Origin of the sequence: Embleya sp. AB8, from assembly GCF_049739465.1 — a bacterium.
GTDB lineage: Bacteria > Actinomycetota > Actinomycetes > Streptomycetales > Streptomycetaceae > Embleya.
Genome location: NZ_JBMHHY010000003.1, coordinates 114018 through 136697, shown reverse-complemented (window position 1 = coordinate 136697; position 22680 = coordinate 114018). Strand labels below are relative to the sequence as shown.

General features: G+C 74.5%; 1 protein-coding gene. It reads left to right on the top strand.

Features of this window, described 5'->3' with window-relative positions; genetic code table 11:
• Nucleotides 1-44 precede the first annotated feature (44 nt).
• Nucleotides 45-22676, top strand: coding sequence for an SDR family NAD(P)-dependent oxidoreductase (locus ABIA38_RS05500; RefSeq protein WP_424637266.1), 22632 nt, complete (start codon nt 45-47; stop codon nt 22674-22676).
• Nucleotides 22677-22680: the final 4 nt, after the last annotated feature.

Below are 22680 nucleotides of genomic sequence, written 5' to 3'. Positions count from 1 at the left end.
GGCCCGGCAACGACCCGACCGTTTCGGCAAGGAGTACAGGCAACGTGGCTGAGTCGGAAGAGAAACTGCGCTCGTATCTGAAGAAGGCGATCACCGACGCGCGCGACGCGCATCGCCGGGTCCGCGAACTGGAGGACCGGCAGCACGAGCCGATCGCGATCGTCGGCATGGCCTGCCGGTTCCCCGGCGGGCTGCGCACGCCCGAGGATCTGTGGCGGTTCGTCACCGAAGGTGGCGACGCCATCGGCGACTTCCCGACCGACCGGGGCTGGGACCTGGACGACCTGTACGACCCGGACCCGGACCGACTCGGCAAGTCGTACGTCCGCGAGGGCGGATTCCTGTACGACGTCGCGGACTTCGACGCCGAGTTCTTCGGCATCTCGCCGCGCGAGGCGGCGGCGATGGATCCGCAGCAGCGGCTGCTCCTGGAAACCTCGTGGGAGGCGGTCGAGCGGGCCGGCATCGACCCCACGTCGCTGCGGCACAGCCGGACCGGGATCTACACCGGGATCAACGGCCTGGACTACACCGCCGTACTGGCCCGGACCGCCAAGGGCCGGGACGGCACGCTCGGCATGGCGAACGGAGCCAGCCTGCTGGCCGGTCGGGTCGCCTACATCCTCGGCCTGGAGGGGCCGGCGGTGACCGTGGACACCGCGTGCTCGTCGTCCCTGGTGGCGCTGCACCTGGCCGCGAACGCGCTGCGCTCGGGGGAGTGTGAACTCGCGCTGGCCGGCGGGGCGACGGTGATGTGCACCCCGGAGATCTTCGTCAACTTCAGCCGCCAGCGCGGCCTGGCCCGGGACGGCCGGTGCAAGCCGTTCGCGGCGGCGGCCGACGGCTTCATCCTGGCCGACGGCGCGGGCCTGTTCGTGCTCGAACGGCTCTCCGACGCGCGCCGCGACGGGCATCCGGTCCTGGCGGTGTTGCGCGGTTCGGCGATCAACCAGGACGGCGCCTCGAACGGGCTGACCGCGCCGAACGGGCCGGCCCAGGAGGGGGTGATCCGGGAGGCGTTGGCCAACGCCCGGTTGACCACGGCGGACGTGGACGTGGTGGAGGCGCACGGCACCGGAACGACACTGGGCGACCCGATCGAGGCGCACGCACTGTTGGCGACGTACGGGCAGGACCGCCCGGCGGATCGGCCACTGTGGCTGGGCTCGATCAAGTCCAACATCGGACACACCCAGGCGGCGGCCGGCGTGGCCGGGCTGATCAAGATGGTGCAGGCGATGCAACACGGCGTACTGCCCCGCACGTTGCACGTGGACGCGCCCTCGCCGCACATCGACTGGTCCGCCGGGCGGGTCGAACTGCTCACCGAGCCGGTGCCGTGGCCGAGGTCGGACCGCCCGCGGCGGGCCGGCGTCTCGTCGTTCGGGGCGAGTGGGACGAATGCGCACGTGGTCCTGGAGGAGGCGCCGGCGGACGCCGACGCCGAACCGGCCACGCCGGACGCGCCGACCACGCGGGATGCGGACGCGGGCCTGGGCGGGGTGCTGCCGTGGGTGTTGTCGGCGCGCTCCGAGGCCGGATTGCGCGGCCAGGCCGCGCGGTTGCGGGACTGGCTGGCCGAACACCCGGACGCGGACCCGGTCGACGTGGGCCGGTCGCTGGTGTCCGGGCGCGCGGTGATGGTCCGTCGGGCCGTGGCGCGGGGGCGCGACCTGGGCGAACTGGACGCGGCCCTGGCCGAGTTGGCGGCGGGCGAGGCGCCGGGTGTCGGTCGGCCGATGTTCACGGGCCCCGGTCCAGTGTTCGTGTTCCCGGGACAGGGGTCGCAGTGGGTCGGGATGGCGGCGGAACTGCTGGACACCTGCCCGGTGTTCGCCGAGGCGATCGCCGAGTGTGCGGCGGTGATGGATCCGCTGCTGACCGATTGGTCGCTGCTCGAAGTGTTGCGCGGTGAGGCCGAGGAGTCGGCGGAGCGGGTGGACGTGGTCCAGCCGGTGTTGTTCGCCGTGATGGTCGGTCTGGCGCGGTGGTGGGAGTCGGTCGGGGTACGGCCGGGTGCGGTCATCGGCCATTCGCAGGGGGAGATCGCAGCCGCGCATGTCGCGGGCTTCCTGTCCCTTGAGGACGCGGTACGGGTGGTCGTCTTCCGCAGTCGGGCGCTGCGCGGGGTCGCGGGTTCGGGCGGCGGGATGGTGTCGGTGGGGGTGTCCGCCGAGCGTGCCCGCGAACTGGTCGACGACGACGACCGGTTGTCGCTGGCCGCGGTGAACGGGCCGGACAGCGTGGTGCTTTCCGGGGATCGTGCGGCGCTGGCCGAGGTGTTGGCCGGGTGCGCGCGTGACGGTGTGCGGGCGCGGTGGATTCCGGTGGACTACGCGTCGCACTCCGCGCACATGGAGGCGGTTCGGGACGAGGTCGAGCGGCTGTCGGCGGAGATCACGCCGAGGCCGGGTCGGGTGCCGATGTACTCGACGCTCACCGGCGAGCAGGTCACCGATCCGGCCGCGCTCGGCGGCGCGTACTGGTTCGAGAATCTGCGCCGGACCGTACACCTGGTCACCGCGGTGGGCGCGGCGGTCGCCGACGGACATGTGGCCTTCGTCGAGTGCAGCCCGCATCCCGGACTGGTGGTGCCGCTCGCGGACACCCTGGAGACCCTGGGGGTCGACGACGGGACGGTCCTGGAGACCCTCCGACGCGACGAGGGTGGCCCCGATCGGCTGCTCGCCGCGCTGGCCGCGGCGTTTGTCGCGGGCGTCCCGGTGGACTGGGCCGCGATGTTGCCGGGTCGACGGGTCGAACTGCCCACGTATGCCTTCCAGCCCCGGCGCTACTGGGCCGACGCGGAGACCCCGGTCGGCGGTGGGGTCGCCTGGGGACAGCGCGCGGTGGTGCATCCGGTGCTCGGCGCCGCCGTGGAACTGGCCGATGACGCGGGGACGGTGTTCACCGGGCGGCTGGCGACGAGTACCCACGCCTGGCTCGCGGACCACGCGGTGCTCGACACGGTGATCGTGCCCGGTACGGCGTTCCTGGACCTGGTGTTGCGGGCCGGCGCCGAGGTGGGCTGTGCCGAGGTCGAGGAACTGACCCTGCACACCCCGCTGGTGCTGCCGGACGCCGGTGGTGTGCTGGTACAGGTCGTGGTCGGCGCGCCCGACGCGGCCGGGGCCCGGACGGTCGACGTGCACTCCCGGCCGGAGGACGGGCCGGCCGACCGGCCGTGGACCCGGCATGCGTCGGGGCTGCTGGTCGCGGCGGCCGAGCGGGCGATCGAGGAGCCGGCCGCGGAGCAGTGGCCGCCGGCCGGGGCGACGGCGGTCGCGGTCGGCGACGCCTATGAGCGGTTGGCGGTGGCCGGGTTCGACTACGGGCCGACCTTCCAGGGGTTGCGGGCCGTCTGGCGTCGGGGCGCGGAGTTGTTCGCCGAGGTGGCGTTGCCGGAGGTGGGGCACGCCGACGCGGATCGATTTGCGCTGCACCCGGCGCTGTTGGACGCCGCGCTGCATCCGCTGATCGTCGCGGCGGACCCGGATGCGCCGGTCGTGGCCGGGCTGCCGTTCGCGTGGCGGGGCATTCGGCCGGGGGCGGCGGGTGCCCGGGAGTTGCGGGTTCGGCTCGGACGGTCGGCGGCGGGCGAGGTGTCGATCGAGGCACGGGACGAGTCGGGTCGACGGGTGCTGGCCATCGAGTCGCTGACGATCCGTCCGGTCGATGCCGATCGGTTGCGTACGCCCGACGCGCTGGTGCGGGACTCGCTGTTCGCGCCGGCCTGGACCGCGTTGGCTGCGGGTGAGTCGACTGCGGGTGAGTCGACTGCGGGTGACGAGCCGGACGCGGTACGGCTGAGCGTGCTCGGCTCCGACGACGGTGGCTTTGCCGATGCCTGCGACGGTGCCAGGTTCGCCGATCTTGCCGCGTTGGGCGCGGCGATCGAGGCCGGCACGGCCCGGTCGGGTCCGGTGGTCCTGCCCGTGCTGGTCACCGGTGCGGACCCGGTCGCGGCCACGCACGCGGTGACCCGCGATGTGTTGACTGTGCTTCAGGAGTGGTTGGCGGACGAGCGGTTCGCCGACTCCCGGCTGGTGTTCGTGACGACCGGCGCGGTTACGGTGGACGCCGCGCGAGACGTCGCCGATCCGGTCGCGGCGGCGGTGTGGGGGTTGGTCCGGTCGGCCCAGTCGGAGCATCCGGGGCGATTCGTCCTGGTGGACACCGATGGGCCGCCGGCTGCCGAGTTCGCGGCGGCCGTGCGATCGGGAGCCGAGCAGCTCGCGCTGCGGGCCGGAACGGCGCTGACGCCGAGGCTGGTTCGGGTTGCCGCCGGGGACGGTGGTGCGGTCGGGTTCGGGCCCGCGCCGGAGGGCACCGTACTGATCACCGGAGGGACCGGCACCCTCGGCGCGCTGGTGGCCCGGCACCTCGTGGCCGAACACGGTGTCCGCCACCTGCTTCTGCTCAGTCGCCGGGGCGCCGACGCGCCGGGCGCGGCGGAGCTGGTCGCCGAACTCGCCGCGTTGGACGCCGAGGTGACCTGTGCGACCGGCGACGCGGCGGATCGGGCCGTGCTGGACCGGGTGTTGGCGGCGATCCCGGCCGAGCACCCGCTGACCGCGGTGATCCATGCGGCGGGGGTCGTGGATGACGGCGTCGTGCAGGCGCTGACCCGCGAGCGGCTGGCGGCGGTACTGCGGCCCAAGGTGGACGCGGCCTGGCACCTGCACGAGGCCACCCGGCATCTGGAGTTGACGGCGTTCGTGCTGTTCTCGTCGGCGGCGGGGGTGCTGGGCAACCCGGGGCAGGGCAACTATGCCGCCGCCAACGCCTTCCTCGACGCGCTCGCGTGGCATCGGCGCGCCGCCGGGCTGCCGGCGAGTTCGCTCGCGTGGGGCTGGTGGGCGCAGACCAGCGAGATGACCGCCGGACTCGGCGCCGCCGACCGGCAGCGGATGACCCGCCTCGGGGTACTGCCCCTGGAGTCGGCGCAGGGCCTGGCGCTGTTCGACGCGGCGATCGGGCATGCCGAGCCGACGCCGACCGTGGTCCGGCTCGACCTCTCCGTACTGCGCACCGCCGGGTCCGCCGTGCCGGCGCTGCTGCGTGACCTGGCGCGGATGCCCGGTCGGCGCGGCGCGGCGCCGACCGGCCTGCGGCGCCGACCGGCGGGTGTCTCGGCGGCGGAGTGGGAGCAGACCCTGATCCGTACGGTGTGCGGGCAGGCGGCGGCCGTGCTCGGCCATGCCGACGCGGCCGAGATCGACGAGGCGCGCGCCTTTCGGGACCTGGGCTTCGACTCCCTGACCGGTCTCGAACTGCGCAATCGACTCAACGCGGCCACCGGCCTGCGGCTGCCCGCCACTTCGGTCTTCGACTACCCCACCCCGGTGTTGCTCGCCCGCCGGTTGCGCGATCGACTGGCGGCCGACTCGGACGCCGGAGCGGCGGTCGCGGTGCCGGTCGTGGCGGCGCCCGCGGCGGGCGATGCGATCGTGATCGTCGGCATGGGCTGCCGGTTCCCGGGCGGGATCGGCTCGCCCGAGCAACTGTGGGACCTGGTGGCCGGCGGGGTGGACGCGCTCACCGACTTCCCCACCGATCGTGGCTGGGACATCGAACGGATCTTCGACCCGGATCCGGACCGGCCGGGCAGCACCTATGTGCGGACCGGCGGATTCGTGGACGGCGCGGCCGAGTTCGACCCGGACTTCTTCGGCATCTCGCCGCGCGAGGCGTTGGCGATGGACCCGCAGCAGCGGTTGTTGCTGGAAACGGCGTGGGAGACGTTCGAGCGGGCCGGCATCGATCCGAGTTCGTTGCGCGGCAGTCGGACCGGGGTCTTCGCGGGCGCCATCTACTACGACTACGCGGGCGGCCGGCTGCGGAAGGTGCCGGACGAGCTGGAGGGGTACCTCGGCAACGGCAACGTGGGCAGCGTCGCGTCGGGCCGGGTGGCCTACACGTTCGGCCTGGAGGGGCCGGCGGTGACCGTGGATACGGCGTGCTCGTCGTCGCTGGTGGCGCTGCATCTGGCGGCGAACGCGGTGCGGTCGGGGGAGTGTGACCTGGCCCTGGCCGGCGGGGTCACGGTGATGTCCACGCCGAGCGTGTTCCTGGACTTCTCCCGGCAGCGCGGGTTGTCGACGGACGGTCGGTGCCGGTCGTTCGCGGCGGCGGCGGATGGTACCGGGTGGGGGGAAGGCATCGGGCTGCTCCTGGTGGAGCGGTTGTCGGACGCGCGGCGCAACGGGCACCCGGTACTGGCCGTGCTGCGTGGGTCGGCGGTCAACCAGGACGGCGCTTCCAACGGCCTGACCGCGCCGAACGGACCCGCGCAGCAGCGGGTGATCCGGGCGGCGCTGGGCAATGCCGGGCTGACCGCGGCCGACGTGGACGCGGTGGAGGCGCACGGCACCGGGACGACGTTGGGCGACCCGATCGAGGCGCAGGCGTTGTTGGCGACCTACGGGCAGGACCGGCCGGCGGATCGGCCGCTGTGGCTGGGGTCGGTGAAGTCCAACATCGGCCACACCCAGGCCGCCGCCGGGGTGGCCGGGGTGATCAAGATGGTGCTGGCGCTGCGGCACGGGGTGTTGCCCAGGACCCTGCACGTCGACGAACCCTCGCCGCACGTGGATTGGTCGGCCGGCCGGGTCGAGTTGCTGACCGAGGCGGTGCCGTGGCCCGAGGGGGAGCGGGTGCGCCGGGCGGGCGTGTCGTCGTTCGGGATCAGCGGAACCAACGCGCATGTGGTGTTGGAGCAGGCGCCGCCGGTCGAACCGGCCGATGGCGCGGGCGGCTCGGGCCTCGGCGGGTTGCGTACGTGGGCATTGTCCGCGCGGTCCGAGGCGGGGCTTCGCGCCCAGGCGGCCCGGTTGCGGGATTGGCTGGCCGAGCGGCCGGAGTCGGATCCGGGCGACGTGGGGCGGTCGTTGGCCACCCGGCGGGCGCTGTTCGGGCACCGGGCGGTGGTGTCGGGCACCGAACTGGGCGAGTTGGCCGAGGGGTTGGCCGCGGTCGCGGCGGGTGCCGAGGGTGTGGTGTCCGGTGCGGTGCGACGCGGGCCGGGGAAGACGGCCGTGTTGTGCACCGGACAGGGGGTGCGCTCGCACGGGATCGGGCGGGAACTGTACGCGGCCTTCCCGGTGTTCGCGGACGCGCTGGACGAGGTGTGCGCGGCGTTCGACGCGGTGTCGCCGTTCTCGGTGCGGGATGTGCTGCTCGGCGCCGACGAGGTGTCGCAGGACACCGGGGTGGCGCAGCCGGCGCTGTTCGCGTTCGAGGTGGCGCTGTATCGGCTGTGGAGTTCGTGGGGGCAGACGCCGGACTTCGTGGTCGGGCATTCGCTGGGGGAGATCGTCGCGGCGTATGTGGCGGGCGTGTTCTCGCTCGCGGACGCGGTGACGTTCGTCGCGGCGCGGGCGCGGCTGATGGGTGCGTTGCCCGCCGGTGGTGCGATGCTCGCGGTGGGGGCGAGCGAGCCGGAGGTGGCGGCGCTGTGCCCGCCGGGCGTGGATATCGCGGCGGTGAACGGCCCGGCCAGTGTGGTGGTTTCCGGGCCGGCGGACCTGATCGCCGGGCTGGAGCCGGAATGCGCGGCGCGCGGCTGGCGAATCTCCCGGTTGCGGGTGTCGCACGCGTTCCATTCGGCGCTGATGGAACCGATGTTGGGCGAACTGCGCGAGATGCTGGGCGGGTTGTCGTTGGCCGCGCCGAGCGGCGTCGCATTGGTTTCGGACACCACCGGGCGGGTGGTGGGTCCGGACGAGGTGTGCGATCCGGAGTATTGGGTGCGGCACGTGCGTCGGACGGTTCGCTTCGGGGACGCGGTCGGCACGCTGTACGACGAAGGGGTGCGTACCTTCGTCGAGTTGGGGCCGGACGCGGCGCTGACCACGATGGTGGCCGAGGGTACGGCCGGCGCGGACGACGTGGTGGCGGTGGCCGGGGTGCGGCGGGGGCGCGCTGCGGTGGCGACCGTCGTCGAGGCATTGGCGCGGGTGTTCGTGCACGGTGCGGCGGTGGACTGGGCGGCCCTTTCGGGCGGTTCCGGGCGGTGGGTGGACCTGCCGACGTACGCCTTCGATCGGCGGCGGTTCTGGCTGGACGCGGGGCAGGACGCGGCCGATGCGGTCGGTCTGGGGCAGGGGATGGTCGATCATCCGCTCCTTGGGGCCGAGTTGGCACTGGCCGACGGGCAGGGCGCCCTGTTCACCGGGCGGTTGGCCCTGGAGACGCATCCGTGGTTGGCGGAGCACGCGGTGCTGGGCGCGGTGTTGTTGCCCGGCACGGCCTTCCTGGAGCTGGCGCTGTCCGCCGGGCGGCGGCTGGACTGTGCGCGGGTGGACGAACTGACCCTGGCCGCGCCGCTGGTGCTGCCGTCGACCGGGGGTGTTCAGGTGCAAGTCAGGGTCGACGCGGCCGAGGGGGGCGGGACACGGGCGATCACCATTCACGCCCGGCCCGACCTGGCCGAAGCGGCGTCGTGGACCCTGCATGCCACCGGGACCCTGTCGGCGCCGGCCGAGACCGGCGCCGGGTCCGCGACCTTCGAGGTGTGGCCGCCGGTGGATGCGGTCGCGGTGGACACGGCCGAGTTGTACCCGTGGTTCGCCGAGACCGGGGTGAGCTACGGGCCGTGCTTCCAAGGTGTACGGGCGGCTTGGCGGCGCGGGGAAGAAGTCTTCGCGGAGATTGTTCCGGGTGAAGATGATCTGTCCACGGATCATCGGTTCGCATTGCATCCCGCGTTGTTCGACGCGGCCCTGCATCCGCTCGGGCTCACCCTGCTCGACGCGGACTCACCGCGCCTGCGGTTGCCCTTCTCCTGGCGTGGCGTGCGCCTGCACACGCCCGGCGCACAGGCGCTGCGCGTGTGGTTGCGGCCGACCGGTACGGACACGATCGCCGTCACGGCGACCGACGAGAGCGGCCTCCCGGTGGTCTCCGTCGAGGCACTGGCGGTCCGCGAGCCGGCCCGGGACGGGCTGCCGGTCGGGGATGCAGGCGACGCGCTGTACGAGCCGGCCTGGTTGCCGCTGCCGGACGAGTCGGCCGGCGCCGACGGGCCGGCCGGCTGGTCGGTGGTGGGCAGCGCGGCCCTGGACCCGCTCGCGGCCCGCTTCGGCGCCGAGCGCTACGCCGACCTCGCCGCGCTGGCCGAGGCGATCGAGGCCGGCGCAGCAGTACCGGACGCGGTACTGCTGACGCCCTCGACGCTCCCGACGCCCTCGATGCCCACCGAACCCGCACTCGACCCGGGCGCGGTCCACCAGGCCGCCGCACAGGCCCTCGACCTGGCCCGAACCTGGCTCGACGACGAACGTTTCGGCACGGCCCGCCTGGTCGTCCTCACCCACGGCGCGGTGGCCACCGACGCGGGCAGCGATACGGACACCGGTGCCGAGACCGACACTGGCGCCCCCGACCCGGCTGCCGCCGCAATCCGAGGCATGTTCCGCGCGGCCCGCTCGGAGCATCCGGACCGATTTGCCCTCGTGGACGCGGAGGCAGCCACCAACGCGGACGCGGACCCGAGCGCGGCTCCGGAGGCAACTCAGGAGGGAACTCCGGAAGCAGCCGCGAAGCCGGCCCCGGACGCAGCCGCGAACGCGAACGCAGACGCGGACGCAAGCATCGACGCAGATACCGACGCGACCGGCAGCACGGCAACCGCCGCCGCAACCGCCGCCGCAACCGCCGCCGTAACAACCGACCCCTTCGCCGCCCTCTCGCCCGACACGATCGCCGGCGCCATCACCACCGAGCCCGAGATCGCCATCCGAGCCGGCCGCGTCCTCGTCCCCCGGCTGCGCCGGGTATCCGCGGCCCCTCCCGTCAGGTTCGACTTCGCCCCCGGCGGCACCGTCCTGCTCACCGGCGGCACCGGCACCCTGGGCGCCCAGGTCGCCCGCCACCTGGTCCGGACACACGACGTGCGCCGCCTGCTCCTGCTCTCCCGACGCGGCGAACAGGCGCCCGGCGCAGCCGAGTTGCGGGCCGAGCTGAGCGAAGCAGGCGCGCACGTCGAGTTCGCCGCCTGCGACGCCGCCGATCGGGCCGCGCTGGCCGACGTATTGGCCGCGATCCCGGCGGCGCACCCGCTGACCGGCGTACTACACCTGGCCGGGGTCACCGACGACGGCCTGCTCCAGGCGCTCACCCCCGAACGGCTGGCGGGGGTCCTGCGCGCCAAGGCCGACGCCGCCCTGCACCTGCACGAACTGACCACCGGCGCCGCATTGCAGGCATTCGTACTGTTCTCCTCGGCGGCCGGCCTGATCGGCAACCCGGGACAGGCGAACTACGCGGTGGCCAACGTCGTCCTGGACGCCCTCGCCCGACACCGACACACGCTCGGCCTGCCGGCGGTTTCGCTCCAGTGGGGCCTGTGGGCCGAACGCAGCACGCTCACCGAGACGATGGGCGCCGCCGACCACCGCCGCCTGGCCCGCTCCGGCGTCCGCCCGCTGTCCCTCGACCAGGGCCTGGCCCTGCTCGACGCCGCCGCCGGCCGCCCGGAAGCCGTGCTCACCCCGGTCCGCCTGGACCTGCCCGCACTGCGCGGCCTCGGCGACCGGGCCGCGCCCATCCTGCGCGCCCTGCTGCCCACCCGCCCGGGCCGGGGACCGGCCCGCACCTCGGACACCGCCCGCTCGCTGGTCCGCCGGCTCACCGAACTCCCGCCGGCCGAACGGGATCGACTCCTGCTCGACCTGGTCCGCACGCACACCGCCGGCGTCCTCGGCCACCCCGACGGGCGCGCGATCGACCCGGACCGGGCCTTCGGCGAACTGGGCCTGGACTCGCTGGCGGCGCTGGAGCTGCGCAACCGGCTCAGCGACGCGGTCGGCCTCCCGCTGCCCGCCACCATGTTGTTCGACCACCCCACCGCCCGCGTGCTGGCCGCCCACCTGGTCGGACAACTCCTGGACGAACCCGCGCCGGCGCCCACGCCCCACCGCGCCGCCGCGCCCGCCCGCGCCTCGGACGAGCCGATCGCCGTGGTGGCGATCAGCTGCCGTTACCCCGGCGGCGTCACCGGCCCCGAGGACCTGTGGCGGCTGGTGGCCGAACACACCGACGCCATCTCGGCGTTCCCGGACAACCGCGGCTGGGACGTGGCCGAACTGTTCCACCCGGACCCCGACCACCCGGGCACCTCGTATGTCCGCGAGGGCGGATTCCTCTACGACGCGACCGAGTTCGACCCGGAGTTCTTCGGCATCTCACCGCGCGAGGCACTGGCCATGGACCCCCAGCAGCGGCTGCTCCTGGAGGCGTCCTGGGAGGCGATCGAGCGGGCCGGCCTGGATCCCCGGTCCTTGCGCGGCAGCCGGACCGGCGTGTTCGCCGGCCTGATGTACGCGGACTACGCCACCCGCCTGACCAGCGCGCCGGAGGGCGTGGACGGCTACCTCGGCAACGGCAGCGCGGGCAGCATCGCGTCCGGGCGAGTGGCCTACACGCTGGGCCTGGAGGGCCCCGCGGTCACCGTGGACACCGCGTGCTCGTCGTCCCTGGTCGCGCTGCACTGGGCCGGGCAGGCACTGCGCCAGGGCGAGTGCGATCTGGCCTTGGCCGGCGGCGTCACGGTGATGTCCAGCCCGGCCACCTTCGTGGAATTCTCCCGGCAGCGCGGCCTGGCCCCCGACGGGCGCTGCAAGTCGTTCGCGGCCGGTGCGGACGGGACCGCGTGGTCCGAGGGCATCGGCCTGCTCCTGCTCGAACGACTGTCCGACGCACGCCGCCTGGGCCATCCGGTGCTCGCCGTGGTCCGGGGCAGCGCGATCAACCAGGACGGCGCGAGCAACGGCCTGGCCGCGCCCAACGGGCTCGCCCAGGAGCGGGTGATCCGGGACGCGCTCGCACAGGCCGAGCTGACCCCGGCCGACGTGGACGCGGTGGAGGCGCACGGGACCGGGACGCCGCTGGGCGACCCGATCGAGGCACGGGCCCTGCTGGCCACCTACGGGCAGGACCGGGTGGCGGATCGGCCGCTGTGGCTGGGCTCGGTCAAGTCCAACATCGGACACACCCAGGCGGCGGCGGGCGTGGCCGGCGTGATCAAGATGATCATGGCGATGCGGCACGCCGAACTGCCCGGGACGTTGCACGTGGACGCGCCCTCGCCGCACGTGGACTGGTCGGCGGGCGCCGTCGCGCTGCTCACCGCGTCGACCCCGTGGCCGGACAGCGGCCGACCGCGCCGCGCGGGGGTGTCCTCGTTCGGGATCAGCGGGACCAACGCGCACGTGATTCTCGAACAGGGCGACATTCTCGAGCAGGGCGACCCGCTCCCGACCCCGCCCACCGAACCGACCGCGCCCACCGAATCGGCACCGCCCACCGAACCGGCCGCGCTGGCCTGGCCGTTGTCCGGGACGACCGCGGCGGCGCTGCGCGGCCAGGCCGCCCGGCTGCGCGCGCACCTGAGCGAACACCCCGACCGACGGCCCGTGGACATCGCCCACACGCTCGCCGCCGGCCGCTCGTGCTTCGAGCACCGCGCCGTGCTGGTCGCGACGGACGCGGCCGGCTTCCGGGCCGGCCTCGACGCGCTGATCGCCGACACACCCGGCACCGCCGTACCGGTCGGAATCGCCGGCGAACCGGGCCGGGTGGCCTTCGTATTCGGCGGCCAGGGCGCGCAGTGGCCCGCGATGGGCGCCCGACTCCTGGACCAGTCACCGGTGTTCGCCGCCCGGATCCGGGACTGCGACGCCGCGCTCGCACCGTTCACCGACTGGTCGCTGCTCGACGTACTGCGCCAGGCCCCCGACGCGCCGTCCCTGGACCGGGTCGACGTCGTGCAACCGGTCCTGTTCGCGGTGATGATCTCGCTGACCGCGCTGTGGAGTTCGCTGGGGGTGCGCCCGGCCGCCGTGGTCGGCCACTCGCAGGGCGAGATCGCCGCGGCGCAGGTCGCGGGCGCCCTGACACTGAGCGACGCGGCGCGCATCGTCGCGCTGCGCAGCCGGGCGCTGCGCGAGCTGACCGGCGCCGGCGGCATGATGTCCGTCGCCGCCACGCCGGCCCGGGTCGAGGGCCTGCTGACCGACTGGGCCGACCGGTTGGGCATCGCCGCCGTCAACGGCCCCACCGCCGTGGTGGTTTCCGGCGAGGCAAGCGCGCTGGTCGAACTGCACGCCAGGTGTGTCGGGGAGGACATCCGGGCCCGAATCCTGCCGGTCGACTACGCCTCGCACTCCGCACAGGTCGAGCAGGTCCGGGACGAACTGCTCGCCGCACTCGGCAAGATCGTGCCCGCACCGAGCAGCGACGCGGTGTTCTACTCCTCGGTCACCGGCGAACCGGTCGACGGTACGGAACTGGACGCCGAGTACTGGTATCGCAACCTGCGCAGCACCGTGTCCTTCGACCGGGCCACCGACGCGCTGCTGCGCGACGGCCACACGGTATTCGTCGAGACCAGCCCGCATCCGGTCCTGGCCCCCGCCCTCGAGGAGAGCGCGACGGCGGCCGGCGCGGACGTGGTGGTGGTCGGCACGTTGAACCGGGACACCGACACGCTCGCCCGCGTCCTGACCGCCGCCGCCGGGTTGCAGGTGCGCGGCGTCGAGGTGGACTGGTCCGCGACCTACGCCGACCACCACCCCCGGCCGGTGACCTTGCCCACCTACGCCTTCCAACGCGAGCGCTACTGGCTGGAGGCGGGCAGCGCGCCCACCGACGCGGCCGGACTGGGCCTGCGTTCGGCCGGCCACCCGCTGCTCGGCGCCGCCGTGGCGCCGGCCGACGGCGACCGGCACATCCTGACCGGCCGGATCTCGCTGCGCACCCACCCGTGGCTGGCCGACCACGCGGTCCTGGACACGGTGCTCCTGCCGGGCACCGCATTCGTCGAACTCGCCCTCCAGGCGGGCGACCGGGCCGGCTGCGACCTGATCGAGGAACTCACCGTCGAGGCGCCGCTCGCGCTGACCGAAACCGGCGCGGTGCACCTCCAGGTGCTCCTGGCCGGCCCGGACGAGCACGGTCGACGTGCGCTGACCATCCACTCCCGACCCGACGACGCACCGCCCGAGCGGCCCTGGACCCGACACGTGAGCGGCGTACTGGCGCCCGCGAGCGATCCGGCCGAGGTCGCCGCCGGCGGCGCGCCGGAGTGGCCGCCCGCCGGGGCCGAGCCGCTGGACCCGGACGAGCTGTACGACCGACTGGCCGCGCACGGCTACCGCTACGGGCCCACGTTCCGCGCGGTGCGCGCCGCCTGGCGGCTGGGCGACAGCGTGCTTGCCGAGGTCGCGCTCACCGGGACGGACCACGACGCGCGGGCCTACGCGCTGCATCCCGCGCTCCTGGACGCCGCGCTGCACGCGGCCGGCGCGTTGCCGGCCGGTGCCGCCGGCGGGCTCGGACTGCCGTTCGCCTGGACCGAGGTGCGACTGTACGCGGTCGGCGCGACGGCACTGCGGGTGCGCCTCGACCGGCTCGGCCCGGACACCGTCGCCTTGGAACTGACCGACCACACCGGCGCGTTGGTGGCGACGATCGCCGGCCTGGTCGGTCGGCCGGTGGCCGCCGCAAGTCTGCTGCCCGCCGCCGCTGCCGCCGCACCGGACGACCTGTTCCACGTCGACTGGACCGTGCTGCCCACCCCCGGCGAGCCGACCACCGCCCGCTGGACACTGCTCGGCCCGGACGACCTGGGCGCGGTCGCGGGACTGCGGGCCGCGGGGGCAACCGTCGACAGCGACACCGACACCGATACCGACACCGACACCGACACCGATATCGACATCGATCCGAGCAGCGCCGACCTCGTGCTGCTCACCTGCGCCGGGCGGCCCGGCGCGGATGTCGCGGAGGCGGCTCGGGCCGCCGCCCATCGAGTGCTCGACCAGCTGCAAACCTGGCTCACCGCACCCCGGTTCGCCGCCTCGACCCTGGTCGTGCTGACCCGGGGAGCGGTACCGGGACACCACGGCGAGGATGTCGCCGACCTGGTCCCCGCGCCGGTGCTGGGGCTGGTGCGCTCGGCGCAGACGGAGAACCCGGACCGGATCGTGCTGGTGGACGTGGACGGCCACGCCGACTCGTTCGCCACGCTGCGCACCCTGGTCGGCGCCGGCGAGCCGCAGTGGGCGGTGCGCGCAGGCACCGTGTCCGTACCCCGGCTGACCCGGACCGGGACGGGGAACGCGGGCCGGCTGAGCCCGCCGGAGGGTACCTCGGACTGGCGCCTGGACCTGCTGGGCGGCGGCACCCTGGACCGACTGGCCCTGGTCGCCAACGCCGAGGCGGCAACACCCCTGGCCGCCGGACAGGTACGGGTCGCGGTCCGGGCCGCCGGCCTGAACTTCCGCGATGTGGTGGTCGCGCTCGGCATGGTCGCCGACACCCGCCCGCCCGGCGGCGAGGGCGCCGGCATCGTCCTGGAGGTCGGGCCGGACGTGCCCGAACTCGCCCCCGGGGACCGGGTGATGGGCCTGTTCGGCGGCGGTACCGGGCCGGTCACCGTGGCCGACCACCGACTCCTCGCGCCGATCCCCACCGGCTGGACGTACGCCCAGGCCGCGGCCGTCCCGGTGGTGTTCCTGACCGCCTACTACGGCCTGGTCGACCTGGCCGACCTGCGTCCGGGCGAAGCACTGCTCGTCCACGCCGCCACCGGCGGAGTGGGCATGGCCGCCGTGCAGTTGGCCGGGCACTGGGGCGTCGAGGTGTTCGGGACCGCCTCGCCCGGCAAGTGGGCGACGTTGCGCGGGCAGGGTGTGGACGACGCGCACCTGGCCTCCTCGCGCGACCTGGGCTTCGCCGACCGGTTCGACGGCGTGGACGTGGTGCTCAACTCGCTCGCGCACGAGTACGTGGACGCGTCGCTGCGGCTGCTCGCGCCCGGCGGCCGGTTCCTGGAGATGGGCAAGACCGACATTCGCGATCGGGACGAGGTGCGGGCCGCGCATCCGGGGCGGGACTACCGCGCGTTCGACCTGATGGACGCAGGCCCGGACCGGATCAAGGAGATCCTGGCCGAGCTGTACGAGCTGTTCGAGACCGGTGTGCTCGACCCGCTGCCGGTGACCACGTGGGATGTCCGGGACGCGGTGGGCGCCTTCCGGCATCTGAGCCAGGCCCGGCACACCGGCAAGATCGTGCTGACCCTGCCCCCTACCCTGGGCGCCGCGCCCGACCCCGCCGGCACCGTACTGATCACCGGCGGCACCGGCACCCTCGGCGGACTGCTGGCCCGCCACCTGGTCACCGCCGGCGGCGCCCGACACCTGCTCCTGGTCGGGCGGCGCGGCCCGGACGCCGAGGGTGCCGCCGAACTGGCTGCCGAACTGGGCGCACTCGGCGCCCGGGTGACCATCGCGGCCTGCGACACCGCCGATCGGGCGGCACTGGCCGCGCTGCTCGCCACGATCCCCGACGAGCACCCGCTGACCTCGGTCGTACACGCCGCCGGCGCCATCGACGACGCCGCGCTGCCCGCGCTCACCCACGAGCAACTCGACCGGGTACTGCGTCCGAAACTGGCCGCCGCCTGGCACCTGCACGAGCTGACCCGCGAACTGGATCTGGCCGAGTTCGTGTTGTTCTCCTCGATGGCGGGCACGTTCGGCGGCGCCGGGCAGGCCAACTACGCCGCCGCGAACACCTTCCTGGACGCGCTCGCCCAGCACCGCCGAGCCCGCGGCCTGGCCGGCACCTCGGCGGCCTGGGGCCTGTGGGCGCAGGCCAGTGGGATGACCGGGCACCTGGCCGCCGACGAACTGGACCGGATCGCCCGCACCGGGGTCGCGGCACTGGCCACCGATCGGGCGCTGGCCCTGTACGACGCGCTGCGCGTGGCCGACCGACCCACGATCGTGCCCGCCCACCTGGACCTGGACGTACTGCGCGGAGCCACCGGCGCGGTACCCGCACTGCTGCGCGACCTGGTCCGGCCGCGCGGTCGCCGGGTCGCCGCCGAGGCGAGCGCCGACCCGACCTCGCTCGCCGAACGACTGGCCCGGATGCCCGAGGAACGGCGCCGGCAGACGCTGCTGACCCTGGTCCGCAAGGAGACCGCCGCCGTGCTCGGCCACGCCACGCCGGAGGCGATCGGCCCGCTGCGCCCGTTCAAGGCGCTCGGCTTCGACTCGCTCACCTCGGTCGAACTGCGCAACCGGATCGGCCTGGCGACCGGTCTGCGGCTCCCGGTCACCCTGGTCTTCGACCACCCCACCCCGGAGGCGCTGGCCGAGCACCTGGGCATCGAGCTGATCGGCCACTCGGCCGCACCGGCGATTCCCGGACCGCGCACCCCGGATCACGACCTCGACCGGGACCCGATCGTGGTGGTGAGCGTCGGCTGCCGCTACCCGGGCGGGGTGGCCGGCCAGGACGAGATGTGGCGGATGCTCGCCGAGGGCACCGACACGATCGGACCCTTCCCCCGGGACCGGGGCTGGGACCTCGACTCGCTCTTCGACCCGGACCCGGATCGGGCGGGCAAGTCGTATGTCCGCGAGGGCGGTTTCGTCGCCGACGCGGTGCACTTCGACGCCGAGTTCTTCGGCATCTCGCCGCGCGAGGCGACCTCGATGGATCCGCAGCAGCGGCTGCTCCTGGAGACCGCGTGGGAGACCTTCGAGCAGGCCGGCATCGACCCCACGGCGCTGCGCGGGAGCAGCACCGGGGTGTTCGTCGGCGCGATGGCCCAGGACTACCACGGCACTTCGCAGGCGATGGCCGAGGGACAGGAGGGCTATCTGCTGACCGGGACCGCGACCAGCGTGATCTCCGGACGGGTCTCCTACGTGCTCGGCCTGGAGGGGCCGGCGGTGACCGTGGACACCGCGTGCTCGTCCTCGCTGGTGGCGCTGCATCTGGCGGCCAACGCGCTGCGCTCGGGAGAGTGCGACCTCGCGCTCGCGGGCGGCGTCGCGGTGCTCACCTCGCCGCAGGCGTTCATCGAGTTCAGCCGGCAGCGCGGACTGTCCGTGGACGGCCGATGCAAACCCTTCGCGGCGGCGGCCGACGGCACCGGGTGGGGCGAGGGCGTCGGCATGTTGCTGGTCGAGCGGCTGTCCGACGCGCGCCGCAACGGGCATCCGGTGCTCGCCGTGGTCCGCGGCTCCGCGGTCAACCAGGACGGCGCCTCCAACGGCCTGACCGCGCCCAACGGGCCGTCCCAACAGCGGGTGATCCGGCAGGCGTTGCACAACGCGGGCCTGGCCCCGACCGACGTGGACGCGGTCGAGGCGCACGGCACCGGGACCACGCTGGGCGATCCGATCGAGGCCCAGGCGCTGTTGGCGACCTACGGGCAGGACCGGCCGGCGGATCGGCCGCTGTGGCTGGGGTCGGTCAAGTCCAACATCGGCCACACCCAGGCCGCCGCCGGCGTCGCGGGCGTGATCAAGATGGTGCTCGCGCTGCGCCACGGTGTGTTGCCGCCGACGCTGCACGTGGACGCGCCGACCCCGCATGTGGACTGGGCCGCCGGGCGGGTGGCGCTGCTCACCGAACCGGTGGCCTGGCCCGAGGGGGATCGGGTGCGCCGGGCCGGGATCTCCTCGTTCGGGGTGAGCGGGACCAACGCGCACGTGATCATCGAGGAGGCCCCCGAGGGCCCGCCCGTCGACCCGATGGACGCCCCCGCGCCGCCGAGCACGGGCGAGCCGGTGCCGTGGGTGCTCTCCGCGCGCTCCGAGGCCGGATTGCGGGCGCAGGCGGCCCGGCTGCGGGACTGGGCCGCGGCCCGGCCCGAGCTCGAACCGGCGGACGTGGCCACGTCGTTGCTGACCGGACGGGCGCTGTTCGAGCGGCGCGCGGTGGTCCGGGGCCGAAACGCCGCCGAACTGGTCGCGGGACTGGCCGAGTTGGCCGACTCGCCGACGACCGGCGAACCGCCGACGGCGATCGGACCCGGCCCGGTGTTCGTCTTCCCGGGACAGGGCTCGCAGTGGCTCGGCATGGCCGTGGAACTCCTGGACACCTGCCCGGTGTTCGCCGACGCCGTGACGGAGTGCGCGGCGGTGATGGACCCGCTGCTCTCGGACTGGTCGCTGCTAGACGTGCTGCGCGGCACCGACGAGGCCACGGCCGCACTGCTGGCCAGGGTCGAGGTGGTACAACCCGTCCTGTTCGCGGTGATGGTGGGTCTGGCCCGCTGGTGGGAATCCCGAGGGGTGCGACCGGCCGCGGTGATCGGCCACTCGCAGGGGGAGATCGCCGCCGCCCACATCGCCGGCTTCCTGTCCCTGCCGGACGCCGCCCGGGTCGCGGTGATGCGCACCCGATCGGTCCAGGCCGCCGGGGTCTGCGGCGGCGGGATGATCGCGGTGGCGATCTCCGCCGCGCAGGCCGAGGAACTGATCGCCCGCACCGGGACGCACGACCTGGTCACCATCGGCGGCATCAACAGCCCGACCAACACGGTGCTTTCCGGCGACCTCGAGGTACTGGCCGAGATAGTGGCGGACTGCGAGCGGCAGGGCGTGCGGGCCCGCTGGATCCCGGCGGCCTACTCCTCGCACTCCCCGCAGATGGACGCCGTCCGGGACGACCTGGAACGCCTGCTCGCCGGCCTCGAACCCACCCCGGGCCGGCTGCCGATGTACTCCACGGTGACCGGCGAACTGCTCGCCGAAGGCGCCGAACTCGACACCGACTACTGGTTCGAGAACATGCGCCGGACGGTGCGCTACGAGGCCGCGGTCGGCGCCGCGGCGGCCGACGGACACACCGTGTTCATCGAATGCAGCCCACACCCGGGCCTGGTGGTGCCGCTCGGCGACACGCTGGACTCGCTCGGGGTGGCCGGTGCCGCGCTGGAGACCCTGCGGCGCGACGACGGCGGCAACGACCGGCTGCTCGCCGCGCTTTCCGCGGCATTCGGGCGCGGCGTCGCGGTGGACTGGGCGGGCCTGCTGCCGGCCCCGGGACGGCGGGTGGCACTGCCCACCTACGCGTTCCAACGGCGCCGGCACTGGGTGGAGCCCGTCGGCCCGGCGGCCCGGGGCGGCGTGGGCTGGGGGCAGTTCGCGGTGGAACACCCGATCCTGGGCGCCGGGGTGGACCTGGCCGACGGGTCGGCCACGGTGTTCACCGGGCGCCTGGACACCGAGTCGCACGGATGGCTCGCCGATCACCTCGTGCTCGGCGAAGTCCTGGTCCCGGGCGCCGTGTTCGTCGACCTGGCGCTGCGCGCCGGCCACCCGCTGGGCTGCGCGGTGGTCGAGGAACTGACCCTGCACACCCCGCTGGTGCTGCCGGATGCGACCGGCGTCCGGGTCCAGGTCACGGTGGCGGCACCGAACACGACCGGAGCACGCACACTGACCGTGCACTCCCGCGCCGAGGACGCGCCCGCCGCCGACCCGTGGGTCCGGCACGCCTCGGGCAGCGTCGTACCGGGCGCACACCCGCCGCGGCAGGACCCCGGCCCGTGGCCGCCGATCGGGGCGGCGGCGCTGTCCGTCGCGGATGTTCCCGAGCGACTGCGCGCGCTCGGCATCGAATACGGCCCGACCTTCGCCGGACTGCGCGCCGCCTGGCGCCGCGGCGACGAGCTGTTCGCCGAGATCGCGCTCACCGCAGAGCCGGAACGCGGCACCGCCCGCTTCGGCCTGCATCCGGCGCTCCTCGAACCGGCGCTGCACGGGCTCGGGTCCGCACCGGCGGACACCGACGGCGAGCCGACCGAGGTACGGCTGGCCTCGTCCTGGCGAGGTGTGTCGCTGGTCGAGAGCACGGCCGCCGCGGTGCGGGTCCGGGTGCGCCCCGGCGAGGGGGACACCGTCGCGGTCGAACTGGCCGACGAGGACGGCCGTTCGCTCGCCACCCTCGACGCGGTGACGCTGCGCCCGTGGTCCGCCGGCCAGGTGCGGGCGGCCGGACGTGGCCGGCCCTGGTTGACCCGAGCGGAGTGGGCGCCGACCGAGCCGACGGACCTGCTCGCCGCGGGGCGGGTGCGGTGGGCCGTGTTGGGGACGCAGGCGTGGGCGGCGGCGGACGTGTACCCGAGTTTCACCGACCTGATCGCCGCCGTCACGGCGGGCGCGCCGGCGCCGGACGTGGTCGTCCTGCCGGTGCCGACCGGCGCGGATGCGATCGGCGGGCCCGACCCCGAGGCGGTTCGGGCGGCGTTGGACGCGGTGCGCGAGACCGTACGGGCCTGGCCGAGCGAAACCGCCCTGGCCGGGGCACGTCTGGTCGTGGTCACCCGCAACGCGGTGTCCGCGCAGGGCGAGGATCCCGTACCGGACCCGGGCCCGGCGGCGGTATGGGGGCTGATCCGCGCGGCCCGGGCCGCGCACCCGCAACGATTCGGGCTTGCCGACGTCGACGAGCACGACGCGTCCTGGCCGGCGCTGTTGGCCGAGTTCTCCGCCGGGCGCACCGAATTCGCGGTGCGCGCCGGCACGGTACTGCTGCCGCGCCTGACCCGGGTACCGGCCGCCGAGGCCGGCGCCGCGCCCTTCGGGCCGGACGGGACCGTACTGGTCACCGGCGGCACCGGCGCGCTCGGCGCCGCGGTGGCCCGGCACCTGGTCGCGGTACACGGGGTACGTCGGCTGGTCCTGGCCGGTCGGGCGGGCGGCGCGGCACCGGACCCGGCCGCGTCGATCCGGGAACTGACCGAGCTCGGCGCGGTGGTCGACGTGGTCGACTGCGACGTGGCCGACCGGACCGAACTGGCGCGGGTACTGGCCGCGATCCCGGACCGCTACCCGCCGGCCGCGGTGGTGCACATCGCCGAGGACTGCGACCCGGACGACCTGCTGCGGGCCAGGGTGGATGCCGCCGTGCACCTGCACGAGCTGACCCGGAAGGCGGAACTGTCCGCATTCGTCACGATCTCCGGCGCGGACGCGCTGCTCGCCCGTCCCGACCGGAGCGGCGGCCCGGAGCAGAGTGGCGGCCCGGATCGGAGCGAAGGGGCCGCCGGTGAGGCGTTCCTGGACGCACTGGCCCGACACCGGCACGAGCTCGGACTGCCCGCGCTCTCACTCGCCTGGGCGGCGGCGGACGAACCCGCCGCCGGACTGCTGCCGATCACGCCGGAGCAACTGGTGGCGTGCTTCGACCAGGCGCTCGGCCGACCGGAGCCCGCCCTGCTCGTGCTGGCCCCGGACCGGGCCGCGCTGCGCCGCGCCGAACCGGGCCTGCCCGCACTGCTGAGCACGTTGGCGGCCGACCCCGAGCGCGGCTCCGGCGCCGGCGTGGCGGCACCCGCGGTGCGCGGCCGGCTGCTCGACCTGCCGGACGACGAACGTGAGGGCGCGCTGGTCGAGTTGGTGCGCGGCTGTGCGGCGGCGATCCTGGGCCACCAGGACCCGAGCACGATCGAGACCGGATCGGCGTTCAAGGACCTGGGCTTCGACTCGCTGACCGCGTTGGAGATGCGCAACCGATTGAAGGCGGCGCTCGGTCTGGCGTTGCCCGCCACGCTGATCTTCAGCCACCCCAACGCGGCGGCCCTGGGCCGGCATCTGCACACGCTGCTGCGTCGCGAGCAGGCGATCTCGTGGGATTCCGTACTCGGCGAGATCGACCGGATCGAGGCGATGCTCGCGCTCCTGGACGACGGCGACCGGGGCCGGGCCGCGGAGCGCCTGCGGGAGCTGCTCGGCCGACCGGAACAGCCGCTCGGCAGCGAAGAGTTCGGCGCGAACGGCAATGGGAGTGGGGGAGGTCGGGATGCGTTCGAGGCGGCCACCGACGAGGAAATGTTCGAGTTCATCGACGGCGGGACCCAGTGATGCC